This window comes from Aminobacterium mobile DSM 12262 (genome assembly GCF_000526395.1).
GTDB lineage: Bacteria > Synergistota > Synergistia > Synergistales > Aminobacteriaceae > Aminobacterium > Aminobacterium mobile.
Map to the genome: position 1 here is coordinate 340,970 of NZ_JAFZ01000001.1, position 12,631 is coordinate 353,600.

Genomic DNA, 12,631 nt, shown 5'->3' on the forward strand with positions numbered 1-12,631 from the left:
TAAGGGAAGTGGCGTCTATGAACTTTTGTCAGAACCGTAACAGACTCGTGAGTCTTTTTGATTCCCTCGGTCCTATTATGACAGGACCCTCTAGTTCTCATACAGCGGGAGTCCTCAGAATAGGGCGAATGGGCCGACTCTTTTTAGGAGGAGACCCTGAGCGCATTGACCTTTTTTTCTATGGCGCATTGGCTGAAACCTATAAAGGACATATGAGCGATTCTGCTATAGTAGGCGGCTTGCTTGGCATGAGAGAAGATTCTCCGGAAATAGGAGAAGCTCTTTCTTTGGCCGAGCAAAAAAATATCCCTGTTTTATATCACTTGGAACCACTCTCCAAAAGAAACCCGAACACTGTAGATATGCTTCTTGCGAGACGAGATCAAAGCCTTCGGGTTGTAGGAATTTCTGTCGGTGGTGGCGAAATTCTTATGACAGATATTGAAGACTTTCCTATTTACTTGCAAGGAAGCGAAGAAGGGATTCTCTTTATTGCAGATAAGCTTTTCACAAAAGAGTTTTTAGCTGAACTTTTGGAAGAGAACGTTTTATTCCTTGAAAAGAGTGTCTCGTCAAACCATGAAGAAAAGGACGTCCTTTACACCTGCCTTACGGAAAAACCTTTGTCAGATATTCAGCTTAAAAAAATAGAAAGAGAAGCAGGAGTTAGAAAGGTTTTTCCCCTTACTTGTTTGCTTGATTACAAATTGAAAAACGATGAACCCCTTTTCTCTTCTTTCGAAGGATGGCTTCACTATGCTGACTCTCTCCATATTTCTTTACCTGAAGCAGCAATTGCATTTGAAGAAAAAAGGAGTGGCTTATCCAAGGGTTTTATTCGTGAAAAGGTACAGATTGCGTGGCAAACAATGTCTCAATCTGTAGAAAAGGGGATGGGGAACGATCTTTGTCTTTTAGGTGGGCTTATGCCCCATGATGAAGGTGTAAAACTTATGGCTCTTGTAGAAGGAGGGCGATCTCTTTCTGGTGAAACTGTAGGAAAGGCTGTGGCAAGAGCGCTGGGCGTCATGACATTGAACGGATGTATGGGGTGTGTAGTAGCAGCTCCGACTGCGGGGTCAAGTGGTGTATTGCCTGGAGCCCTTCTAACAGCAGCTGAACATTTAAGCTCAGATATTGCGGAAATAGAAGATGCGTTACTTGTAGCGGCAATGACAGGGGCTCTCATCGCTATGAGGGCACCAGTTTCCGGAGCATTGGGAGGATGCCAATCCGAGATAGGTGTTGCTTCTGCCATGACTGCTGCTGCTTTAGCACAGCTTTCCGGAGGTACTGCAAAAGAGGTTGTTCATGCTTCTTCACTTGCTTTAAAAAATATTTTGGGACTTATCTGTGACCCTGTTGCAGGACCAGTTGAGATTCCATGCATTAAACGCAATGCTATAGGGGTAGCCAATGCTTTTGCGGCTTCAGATATGGCTATTGCTGGCATAGAAAGTATTATCCCGCCAGATGAAGTGGTCGATGCTCTCATCAATGTACAGAAGCTTTTGCCTGTTGAACTTCGAGGAAGCATGCGAGGAGGGTTAGCTTCTACCCCTACCGCACAAAAACTCAAAGACAAATGGTTTGCAAAATTGGGAGTAAAGAATAGTTAAGCATAAAGGAGGCGGTGTTCATGAAAAAGTTTTTTGCAGCACTATTGGGAATTTCTTTTGTTTTTGCGGCTCTCTTTATGGTAGGCGGAGAAGCTCTGGCCAAAGAGAAATCTTATGTCTGGAAGATTTCTCATATCCGCCCGGCAGATACGGCAATTGACAAAGATGTGAAGTGGTTTGCAGAAAAACTTGAACAGGAATCTAACGGTCGTATTAAGCTCCAGATTTTTGATAACAGTCAGCTTGGCGACTACACCGTCGTTCATGAAAGAGTGAGTGTTGGTGCGGTAGACATGGCCATTCAGCCTGTCGTTACCACTGCCGACAAAATGCTCCAGATATTGAATCTCCCGTACATTGTGAATGATTGGGAGGGAGTAAAGAAAAATTATGTAAGCGGCACTCCCCTCATGAACTGGGCAGCGGAACGTTACGCCAAACAAGACCTCAAAATTATTAGCGTTTGGCCGGTGTATTTCGGAGGAACCGCTCTCATGAAAAAACCTGAGAAACCTGGCGATCCTTCCGTCTCTAAAGGGCTGAAAGTCCGAGTCCCGACGCAGAAAGCCTTTGAGCTTCTGGCAGATGCACAAGGGTACATGGCTACTCCTCTTGCTTTTGCTGAAACATTTACAGCTCTTCAGACTGGAATTGTAGATGGGGCTTTTGGAGCCGGAGCAGAAGGATATTATGCGAATTTCCGCGACATTATCAAGTGCTATGTTCCATCGAATACTCATTTTGAGCAGTGGTATCTCATTATAAACATGGAACTTTGGAACTCTCTTTCTGAGGAAGATCAGGCTTTAATTACTACGTTGGCTCGCGAAATGGAAGATCGCCGCGTTGCTCAGGCTGAATCTGATCAAGCGGCAAATGAGAAGCGTATGGAAGAGTATGGCATTGAGGTTGTTCACCTTTCCAAAGAGGAGCTTCAAGCCCTTACTGATAATGCTCGAGAAAAAGTTTGGCCTGAAATGAGAAAGATACTTGGAGAGGCAAACTTTGACGAAGCTGTGAAGCTAGTTATGGATTAAAACTGTTTATAAGTAGGGGCTTCAATAAGCCCCTACTTTCTAAAAAGGGGGAATTGTAGTGTCAGAATCGTTGCTTACCATTTTGAAAAGAGAAGTTAAGCCAGCCCTTGGATGTACTGGCCCGACCTCTGTTTCTTTTGCTGCAAGTGTGGCTCAAGCAGCTGTGGAAGGGGAAGTAAAATCCATAAAAGTTGTGATGGATCGGGATACGTATAAAAATTCTATAGCAGTGGGTATCCCAGGTACATCGCTATTAGGGCTTGATATAGCGGCTTCTCTTGGTGCCGTTGCTGGGGATGCAGAAGCAGGCCTAGAGGTTTTACATAATATCACGAAGGAAGACGAGAAAAGGGCCATAGCCATGCTACCCAACACCCACATTTCTATCGATTGGACTCGAAAAGAGGTTGGTCTTTATATTGATGCTACAGTTGAAACTACAAATGGAGTTGGACGAGCAGTTGTCGTTAAAACCCATACAAATGTAGTTCTTATAAAAGCCAATGAAGAAATGATATTGGCTAAACCCCAAGAAGATACAGCAGCTTCTGACTATTCGAAAGATGCAATCCTTTCTTATAAGCTTAAGGATCTTTACGATTTTTCTTTAAGTGAGCCTCTTGAGAATTTATTATTCCTTCAAGATGCCATAGTGATGAACGAAAAACTTGCCAAGGCTGGTTTTGAAGAACAAGCAGGAGGAAAGTTTGGACAGGGGTTCCTCGATTATCCCTATATGAATCCTATTATCAAGGCTAAAGCCTTGACAGCCGCTGCCTCTGATGCACGAATGGATGGCCTGGGGCTGCCAGCCATGAGTTGTGCCACAAGTGGAAATGTTGGCATTACAGCTTCGTTACCCCTTGTTGTTATGGCTCGTGAACTTGATAAAGATAAAGAAGCGCTTCTTCGATCTCTTGCCCTTAGTTTTCTTGTCACTATTTATCTAAAGAGTCATATTGGTCGCCTTTCACCGATGTGTGCTTGCGCCATAGCTGCGGGGTTGGGTGTTACTTCTGGAATGGTCCTTATGCTTGACGGTTCTTTTGAGCAGGTGGAAAGAGCAATCAATACTGTTGTAGGAAGTATTGGCGGCATCTTGTGCGATGGCGCAAAGCTCGGATGTGCTATGAAGTTGGCCAATGCGGTAGGTACGGCAATGGAATCAGCTTATTTGGCAATGAATAATACGTCTATCCGTTCAGGAGACGGACTCGTTTGTGAGAGAGCAGATGATACCATCTGCATTCTTGGCCGGATAGCACAAAAGGGAATGGCTCCTGCCGATGAAGAAATGTGCCGTGCCATTATAGAACGAGAACAGGGTTAGGGGGGAACTTTATGGAAACCTTGAAGCTGAGACGAATCTCAATTTCAAACATAGAGTTTGGGACAGTCACTGAAATTAAGGATAAGACTCTTTTTATAGATAAAGAAGAGCTCGTTTCCCTTCTTCTCGAAGATAAGCAGCTTCAAAGTGTTGATATTAAAGTAGCTCGGCCTGGGGAAAGCAAGCGAATTATCCCTGTAAAAGATGTCATAGAGCCTCGAACGAAACTCGAAGAAAAAACCTACACCTTCCCGGGCTTTTTTTGTGACCCTAATTTCCTTTCGGGTCGAGGAACCACAGTTGTTCTCGATGGGGCAGCTGTGGTGACGTCAGGTAAACTTGTGAATTTCCAGGAAGGTCTCATAGATATGAAGGGAAAAGGTGCGGAATACAGCATCTTTTCGAAGAAGAACAATATAGTTTTGCTTTTTGAGCCAGTCCCTGGTCTTGGGAAACATGAACACGAGCGAAGTGTACGAAACGGCGGCATTAAGGTCGCCCGTTTCCTGGCAGAAGCAGTAAAGAACTACCCTTTATACGAAGAAACAACGTACACGGTTCCTACGTTGGCGGAACTCCTAGGAAGAAACAGCTCATTACCTAAAGTGATTTATGTCTGTCAAGCCATAGCACAAGGATTGCTTCACGATAACTATTTCTATGGTCTCAACGCGCAGGGATGTCTTCCTGTCTTCATGAATCCGACAGAGCTTATGGATGGAGCTGTGGTAAGCGGCAATTGCGCAGCCCCATGCCACAAACATACTACGTACCACCATCAAAACAACCCTATTGTAGAAGATCTTTTATTAGAACATGAAAAAAATATTAATTTTCTAGGAGTTATAGTCGCTCCTGTTCGCACAGCTTTCGTAGAGAAAGAGCGGATCTGCAACCAGGTATTCAAAATAGCTGAAATGCTGGGAGCAGATGGGGCCATTATTTCCGAAGATGGGGGAGGCAACCCCGAGGCCGATCTCATGATGCTCACGAGGCTCTTTGAAAAGCGTGGCATAAAAACAGTGCTGGTCACAGATGAATATGCTGGTTCTGATGGTGCGTCTCCAGGCCTTGCAGATGTAACTCCAGAGGCAGATGCTGTTGTAACGAACGGAAACGGGAATGAGCGAGTGATTTTACCTCCTATGGACGAAGTTATTGGCCATATTGAATGTGTTGATGTCATTACAGGCGGTCATTCCGGCAGTCTTCTCCCTGATGGGTCTGTGTCTATGGAAATAGCTGGCATCATGGGGGCTACCAACGAATTAGGCATAGAAAACCTCACCACATGGGCAATTTAGGAGGAGGAGCTATGAAAAAGATCAAAGTCGTTCATTACATAAATCAATTTTTCGGGCAGATTGGTGGGGAGGATAAAGCAGGTATACATCCCTTTACGACAGATGGGCCAGTGGGTATTGGTAATATTTTTCAACAAGAGTCTGATAATCGGTATGTAATAGTAAAAACGATTATTTGCGGAGATAACTATGCAGCGGAGAACTTAGAGACAGTGAAAGAACAGGTTCTTCTATGGGTTAAGAAGGAAGAACCAGATCTATTTATTGCAGGGCCAGCCTTTGCTGCGGGACGATATGGAACCTCTTGCGGCACCCTATGTCAAGCTATAACAACGACTTTGAAAATCCCAGCTATAACAGCCATGCATCCTGTAAATCCAGGGGTAGATATTGCCAGAAAAGATCTTTTCATTATTGAAACAGGTGATTCAGCTCGGGAAATTTCTTCTGTTGTGCCTCGAATGATTCATCTCGCGGATAAAGTTCTGGAGAAGAAAACTATTGGAGGCCCTGAAGAAGAAGGATATATCCCAAGAGGCATACGAACCAATATACGGAAACCTCAAAGGGGATCTCGGCGAGCAGTGGATATGTTGGTTAACAAACTTTACAACCGTCCTTACATTACAGAACTCCCCATGCCAGTCTTCGATACTGTTCCTCCAGCTCGCCCTGTCTTAAACATGAGAGATGCCGTAATCGCCATTGGTACGGAGGGTGGGATTGTACCTCGAGGAAATCCAGACCGAATAGAGGCTCATAACGCTTCGAAATGGTGTCACTATTCCATAGAGGGCCTCGATGCATTGCAAAAAGGGGATTATGAAGTCGCTCATGGAGGCTACGATCCTGTAGCTGCAAATGAAAATCCTAATCGTGTATTGCCTCTTGATGCTGCACGGATTTTAGAAAAAGAGAAGGCTTTTGCTCGTCTCCATAACGAATATCCCGTTACTGTAGGAAATGTTACGGCGGTGAGGTCTGCGGAACGATATGGGCGAGAAATAGGAGAAATGCTTTTAAGCCAGGGGGTACATGGAGTTATTCTTACTTCCACTTGAGGAACGGGTACTCGTTGCGGAGCAACGTTGGCCCGAGAAATAGAGCGAGTGGGGTTACCAGCAGTTCTCATTACAGCCATCCCATCGGTTGCCTTCACAGTAGGGGCCAACCGAATAATACGAGGGGTTGCTATTCCTCATCCAGTAGGCGCTCCTTCAGAGAAGCCAGCAGAAGAGCTTGCCATCCGGAAACGTCTTCTTGAAAGAGCTCTCAAAGCCTTGTCTGAACCCATTTTAGAACAGACTATTTTCGAGGAATAGAAATGCGTATCCTATCGAACAATCCTCGGGTGATCAGTGCTTTCTCCCAAGCAGAATCTATAAAAGGTTCGGCCTCCCTTGTGTTGGAGTTTGCACGGAAATACATCCATGTGGGGTTTGTTCTCTTTGCGCATCCATTAGCTGGGAATGCTCGTCTTTGCCGAAATCCTTACAGATCTGTTGTACTCGATGGACCTCAGAATGAAGTGTGTGCCCGGTCGGTACTCTGGATTGATGATGCAATTGAACGTCTATCTCGAGGACAATTCGATAGCGATATAGCCAAGCAAGATGACTATAGCTTCATTGATTATGATTTGCTCTTATCGACGATTCGCTTAAATATAACCTAAAGGAGGGGTAGCAATGGATCATAAATTTGCAGTACTTGGCAGCGGGAATGGAGCACGGGCTTTTTGTGCACAGATAGGGGCTAAAGGGTACGACGTTATGATGTGGGAACCTCTCGAGGCTACCGAAGATTACAAACGACTTCGGGAAGAAAAGAAGATGTATCTTAAAGGAGATATTAATCTAGAAGGTAATTTAATGGGTGTTACCATGGACATTGCTGAAGCTATGGATAAGGCGAAAGTGCTTTTTGTGGTCGTTCCTTCTTTTGCACATGAGCCTATCTTCAAGAAAATGCTCCCCCATCTTAAAGATGGACAGCATGTAGTAGTAGTACCTGGTAACTATGCTGGTTTCAGACTTCGTAAAATAATGAAAGAAGCTGGAGTTGATGTAAAAATTTCCATTTCAGAGACAGCTTCTATGCCTTATGCTTGCCGCATTAGCAGCTACAATACAGTCCGGATTTTTAAAAAGAAATTTAAGTTGCAAATTGCCACTTCTCCTGCAGCTGAAGCAAAAGAAGTATTCGAAATAATGCAAGATATTTTTAAGGGATATGTAGAATTTATTCCCTCCAATAGTTTACTTGCCATTGACCTTGATAATATCAACTTTACCCTCCACCCACTGCCAGTTCTTCTAAATTATGGCGCTATCGAAAAAAATCCGGAAGGATTTCGCCATTACATGGATGGAATTACTCCCGAGATAACAAAGCTTATGGAAAAAATGGATGAAGAGCGAAGAGCCATTGGTAGAGCTTATGGAGTAAATCTCATTGAAGCCCTTGAACAGCTTAAAATGTTTTACGGAGACAATGACACAAAAACATATTATGAGTACGTGCAGAGTCCTCAATCTCCCTATGAAGACTTAATAGGGCATAATATAAAAGGGCGATACCTTACAGAAGATGTTCCCGGAGTTCTTGTTCCGGCCCTGCTGCTTGCCCGAAAAGCTGGTTGTAGTGCTCCTACAGTGGAGCTTGCGGTGGAATTGGCTTCTCGTCTTCATGGAGTGGACTATCTGAAGAATGGAACCACCCTTGAGACACTGGGTATTGCAGATCTTTCCATTGACCAGATTCGTAATATTTAACAAAAGAACTGAAAAGGGGCAGCCTTAACAAGGCTGCCCCTTTTCTTTATGAGATGTTTGGGGTTGTTTTATTTAGCAGGCAGAGCGAGAAGCCATAATATCGAGAATAATTTTGTCTACGTCACTCATTCCCTGGGTGTTTACCGTTACCACATTGGCGACGGTTTCTTCGATCTTCTCGTCAATAACTCCCTGGGGGATTTCAATGCAATGTCCGTTCATAACGAGCTCTGCGGCCTGTACAGCCTCAAAAGCTCCAGTTCCGACCTTCAGTGAGCATGTTTCCTTGGCTCCATCGCACAGCATTCCAACAAGGTTCCCCAGCACAAGCTCCATGGCTTTGGCTGCCTGGACATCGGAACCTCCCAGAAGATGAACGATCCCGCCGGCAGCACCGGCTCCAGCCGCTACGGCACATCCGCAAACCGGGCTCAGTCGTCCCATCCGGCTCTTCACGAAGCTTGTACACAGGTGGCTGTAAATAATGCCTTCCGCTATCTCTCTGTCGCTTTTGCCCAGTTCACGTCCCAGAATATAGACGGGCAGGATGGCGGTGATTCCATGGTTCCCACTCCCCGCGCTGCTCATGACAGGGTAGGGGGCTCCAGACATTCGAGCGTCGGAAGCTGCGGAACTAATAGCGCGAATTTTAATGGACCGGTCCAGGGTCTCCCAGTTGGCAGCGGCTTTTTTGAGGGTTTTGCCCACCTCAAGACCGAGGGTTTGGCTCTCGTCGAAACCATGTTCTGCCATGTCCATATTCATTTGTGCCCCTTCCAGCGCATAGGCGGCATCATTGTCGTCCATCTGCTGGATAAGGTCCACCACAGATGAGAAGGGCATTTGGGCGATCTCCTGCGCGGCAGAAAGAGACTCTTTCTCTCCAGATTTATTCTCTTTTGTCTCTGCCTCAAGAGAGAAGACAGTTTTCCCATCAAGGGTGACCTGTACAATGCCTGTATGGCTGCCTTCAATGATACAGATGGCTGTTTTATCCCCGCCCTGCACGCTTGCTTTGACATAAACACCGTTCCGGTCGGGATCCGGGAGGACCTGTACATGTCCGGCAGACACCATTTTCTGAGCTTTAAGCACCATGTCGTCAGTACAGTCTTTGAGGACTTCGAGACCGAGGGAACTCTTTCCGCACAAGGCGCCTAGCGCCGCGGCAATGACATTGCCCCGAAGGCCGTTTGTCCCGGGAATGCCTACAGACATTCCATTCTTGAATATATTTCCACTCACCAGAACCTTAATGGAATTTACAGAGACCTTTCCCAGCTCTTCCGTAGCCCGGGCGACAGCCAAAGCTACCGCGCCGGGCTCGGTACATCCTAATGCAGGCTTTACCTCTTCTTTAAGGAAATTCTTGAGCGATACCATGTATATAGACTCCTTCTCTTCAGCAGATTTACCGTGCTGTCTCTTCGATAAGTTTCTTGACAAGCAGCAGACGCTCGTCGGATGTGTTCGGGTTAACTACGCAGCCAGGAGCAAAAATAACAGCTTTTCCATCATTATGTTTCCATGTATCTTGAACCTGAGCGCGAAGTTCTTCTTCTGTCCCATTGGGAAGAGTGTGCTTGTGGCTCAATCCTCCGCAGAAGCAGCGGTCGGTTTTAGCCCGAGCTTCCTCCATGGAAGGACCGTCATCTCTATCATGCCAGTTCAAAACTTGAATTGGGTAATCAAGAAGTTCCTCGAAATAGATGTTCGATCCATGAATGTGAAGCACGTTAAACCAAGATGTATCTTTAATGGCGTCAAGGATGACTCGGTCGTACTTTTTCATGAACTCGTTGAGTTGTGTTTCGTTAAGACGGTCGCGGCTTGCCATCTGCGTAGCAAAAAATACTCCCGCCGCACCGTTCTCAACAGCAGCCAGAGCAAATTCCTTCGTGGTCTCGGTAATAACTTCCAATCCCTTATGAACCTTCTCTGGGCACTCTACCAGGTGCTTTTTCAGAGTCTCTTCACCAGCCATTTTAAGAGCAGTTGTAAGGGGACTGAAAACAGTCTGTACAATAGGAACCTGACAATGGAGTTCTTTAAGGGCAATTCGCTGAGATTCAAGAACAATGGCATACTCCCCAGATGTACCGCAACGAGGAGTAATCTTGTCCCAATCCTCAGGCGTAGCTATAGGGAAATTGGCAGCTACGGGTGGTTCGCCAAACCCTTCGAATACCTTGAGGTCTGTACCCCAATCAATGGTGGAGAACATTCCGTAAGGCATGTATTTAATAAAGTCCAGATCCAGAGCTTCTTGATAATGAATAGCGAGCTCCGCCAATCTTCGAGGCATTCTGTCTTTGTTGGGGAAATGCCACCAAAGGCTGTACGGTAAACGATCTGTCTCTTTCCCAGCTATAGCATGTTCGATTCGTTCGCGATGATTCATAGATAAATCCTCCTTAGTAAAGAAATTTGGCATAAGCGACATATGTCTGTCTAAGGTTCACAACGCGTACAGTTCATAGAAAGAACTTACCGCGTTAAATACTGAATTATGTGATGTTCTGCGTTTTTTAAATGCTCTTTCAGAAGATCTACAGCTTTTTCTATATTTCTTTCTCGTAAAGCAGTTATCAACTGCTTGTGAGCTTCGATAGATTCAGATTGGAAACTTAAAGTTCTTAAATAAATACGAATATAGCGATCAATATTCTGGTTGAGAGAATCAATCATAGCGAGAAGGCGAGGCCTCTTCGCATATTGATATAGAAAAGAGTGAAACTTCCAGTTTTGATCACTCCAATTGGCAGAATCTTTTTCTGCGCCAGCTTCTTCTACAAGCCGCAGTGCTTCATCAAGGACGTCGTTGGAAAGATTGGGAAAGGCGAAACGCAAGGCTTCAGACTCTAAAATAAAACGAATTTCGAAAATTTCTTTTGCTTCATCGGGAGAAAGAGTGGAAACGACCGCTCCTTTATAGGGGTAAAAAGTTACAAGCCCTTCTGCCTCCAATTGCATTAAGGCTTCTCGAACGGGGATGCGGCTTACACCTAGCTGGAAAGCGATGTCATCTTGTCGCAGCTGCTGCCCACTTTCCAAATATCCTCTCATAATGGCTTCTCTGAGACTTTCTAAGACCTTTTGCTTCATCGTCTTGTCACCGTCAGAGCTAATGGGGGTCAATTGCGCTAAAGACAAAAAGAACTCCCTCCCTTCGTTCAATAGTCAGTTTATTTCGCCAATGATTTTATACGATATTTTATATTATTTTTATCTCACTATACTAAATATCGTAAAGATGTCAATAATGATGACTGGTTTTGTAAATGTGCAGTGCTTGAACATGATGGGGGCATAAGGAAAAGGGGCGTTCTTTCAGAAATAACCCTTGCCTAATCAAAAAGGTGGCTTCTCAGAAACGAAGCCACCTTTGTAATCAGTTCCTCAGTTACATAGAGTATCAAATATGCTTTCGTCATTCATTTATATTGCGTTCTTTCAAGACGAGGTACTTCCTCTTTCTACTTTTTCCTTCGCCCGGATTCCATAAGAATAGCTACTGGCCGAAGGGAAGGGATATTTTCACAGACAATTTTAATGACAACAGCGATGGGAACGGCGAGTACAGCTCCGAAACCACCCCAGAGCCATCCCCAGAAGAGCAGCGATACTAATACGATAATTGGATTGATGTCGAGAGCGTCTCCCATGACCTTGGGGGTTAAGAAATTTCCTATCCCCATTTGAATTATTAATAGAGCGATAGATGCGGCTATAGCAGGCCCCAAATCGGGGTAAAATTTTACCAACGCCACTAAAATAGGGGGGATAGACGCTAGAATCGATCCAATGTAAGGAATAAAGTTGAGAACAAAGGCCAGCACTCCCCAGTTAACGGCGAAATCCACTCCGATGGCCGTTAAGGCGAGCCATGCGGCTATGCCGGTCGCGGCGCTGATGATCACCGCTGTAACTAAATATCGACCTATCTGTGCGGATATGGCGTTAATAACCTGCTGCACTCGCTCCGCAGTAGTGGGGGAAAAAGCTCGTTTAAGTTTCCCCCCTGGCGCAGGTGTCCCCAGCAATATGAAGATCAGAAATACGATCACGAGAAAAAGATTACTAACCAGAGAAATAGCAGTTCCTGGAAGTGTAAGAAGCCAGGAAGTTAAGCGTTTCCCCCAATCAAATTCAATCAAAAGATCTGTTGGTAGGTCTGTGGATTGGCCGACATCCTGTATAAGATGTATCAGGCGTTCATAATAGGCCGGGAATGCGTTTACAAAGGGCATTAAACGCCTATAGAGGAAAGTGAACGCCAGTAAACAGACACCTAAAAAAAGAATAAGTAACAACGTTATAGAGAGGGTAGGAGGAATTTTTTTCTTCTCGAGCTTTCTCACTATAGGTTTAAAAATATAAGAAAGAAGCCATGCCACTACCAAAGGCATAACAACGCTTCTTGCAGAGCGAAGCACGGCGCCTGCCGCTACAACACAAAGAAACCCCATAAAGAAAAAAAGGCTTCGGAACCCATATCGACTTACAACCTGAACCCTTTCTTTTATCTCTTCGTTACTATTATTCTCAGAAGAAGAGCCCATATTTC

At 45.0% G+C, this 12,631-nt stretch carries 11 protein-coding genes; 7 read left to right on the plus strand and 4 right to left on the minus strand.

The window, feature by feature from the left end:
- Nucleotides 1-17: 17 nt before the first annotated feature.
- The 7 genes from sdaAA to K360_RS0101650 are packed head-to-tail and all read left to right on the plus strand — an operon-like array spanning nucleotide 18 to nucleotide 8,064.
- A complete protein-coding gene (gene sdaAA / locus K360_RS0101615; RefSeq protein ID WP_024821443.1) occupies nucleotides 18-1,619 on the plus strand; it encodes an L-serine ammonia-lyase, iron-sulfur-dependent, subunit alpha in 1,602 nt (533 codons plus the stop codon).
- Between the two features lie 20 nt (nucleotides 1,620-1,639).
- Nucleotides 1,640-2,656, plus strand: coding sequence for a TRAP transporter substrate-binding protein DctP (gene dctP, locus K360_RS0101620; protein WP_024821444.1), 1,017 nt, complete (start codon nucleotides 1,640-1,642; stop codon nucleotides 2,654-2,656).
- A 58-nt stretch (nucleotides 2,657-2,714) separates the two neighbouring features.
- The gene (locus K360_RS0101625) at nucleotides 2,715-3,986 is read left to right on the plus strand and encodes an L-cysteine desulfidase family protein (RefSeq protein ID WP_024821445.1); all 1,272 of its coding nucleotides are present in this window, start codon (nucleotides 2,715-2,717) and stop codon (nucleotides 3,984-3,986) included.
- Between the two features lie 11 nt (nucleotides 3,987-3,997).
- Nucleotides 3,998-5,290 carry a glycine/sarcosine/betaine reductase component B subunit gene (locus tag K360_RS0101630; protein ID WP_024821446.1) on the plus strand — a complete coding sequence of 431 codons (1,293 nt, stop codon included), beginning with the start codon at nucleotides 3,998-4,000 and terminating at the stop codon, nucleotides 5,288-5,290.
- 11 nt (nucleotides 5,291-5,301) lie between these two features.
- Nucleotides 5,302-6,612 carry a glycine/betaine/sarcosine/D-proline family reductase selenoprotein B gene (locus K360_RS0101635; RefSeq protein WP_084043836.1) on the plus strand — a complete coding sequence of 437 codons (1,311 nt, stop codon included), beginning with the start codon at nucleotides 5,302-5,304 and terminating at the stop codon, nucleotides 6,610-6,612.
- 2 nt (nucleotides 6,613-6,614) lie between these two features.
- Nucleotides 6,615-6,965 (plus strand): GrdX family protein, encoded by a 351-nt coding sequence (locus tag K360_RS0101645; protein ID WP_024821449.1) that lies wholly within the window; start codon nucleotides 6,615-6,617, stop codon nucleotides 6,963-6,965.
- Nucleotides 6,966-6,978: 13 nt separating this feature from the next.
- The gene (locus K360_RS0101650) at nucleotides 6,979-8,064 is read left to right on the plus strand and encodes an NAD/NADP octopine/nopaline dehydrogenase family protein (protein ID WP_024821450.1); all 1,086 of its coding nucleotides are present in this window, start codon (nucleotides 6,979-6,981) and stop codon (nucleotides 8,062-8,064) included.
- 72 nt (nucleotides 8,065-8,136) lie between these two features.
- On the opposite strand, the gene K360_RS0101655 is transcribed toward K360_RS0101650, so the two are convergent.
- From K360_RS0101655 to K360_RS0101670, 4 genes are all read right to left on the minus strand, one after another.
- Nucleotides 8,137-9,447 (minus strand): L-cysteine desulfidase family protein, encoded by a 1,311-nt coding sequence (locus K360_RS0101655; protein WP_024821451.1) that lies wholly within the window; start codon nucleotides 9,445-9,447, stop codon nucleotides 8,137-8,139.
- Between the two features lie 28 nt (nucleotides 9,448-9,475).
- Nucleotides 9,476-10,465: a uroporphyrinogen decarboxylase family protein gene (locus tag K360_RS0101660; RefSeq protein ID WP_024821452.1), complete on the minus strand. Its 990-nt coding sequence runs from the start codon at nucleotides 10,463-10,465 to the stop codon at nucleotides 9,476-9,478.
- Between the two features lie 86 nt (nucleotides 10,466-10,551).
- Complete coding sequence (locus K360_RS0101665; RefSeq protein ID WP_024821453.1) at nucleotides 10,552-11,217, minus strand: GntR family transcriptional regulator; 666 nt, start codon at nucleotides 11,215-11,217, stop codon at nucleotides 10,552-10,554.
- 323 nt (nucleotides 11,218-11,540) lie between these two features.
- A complete protein-coding gene (locus tag K360_RS0101670; protein ID WP_024821454.1) occupies nucleotides 11,541-12,626 on the minus strand; it encodes an AI-2E family transporter in 1,086 nt (361 codons plus the stop codon).
- Nucleotides 12,627-12,631: the final 5 nt, after the last annotated feature.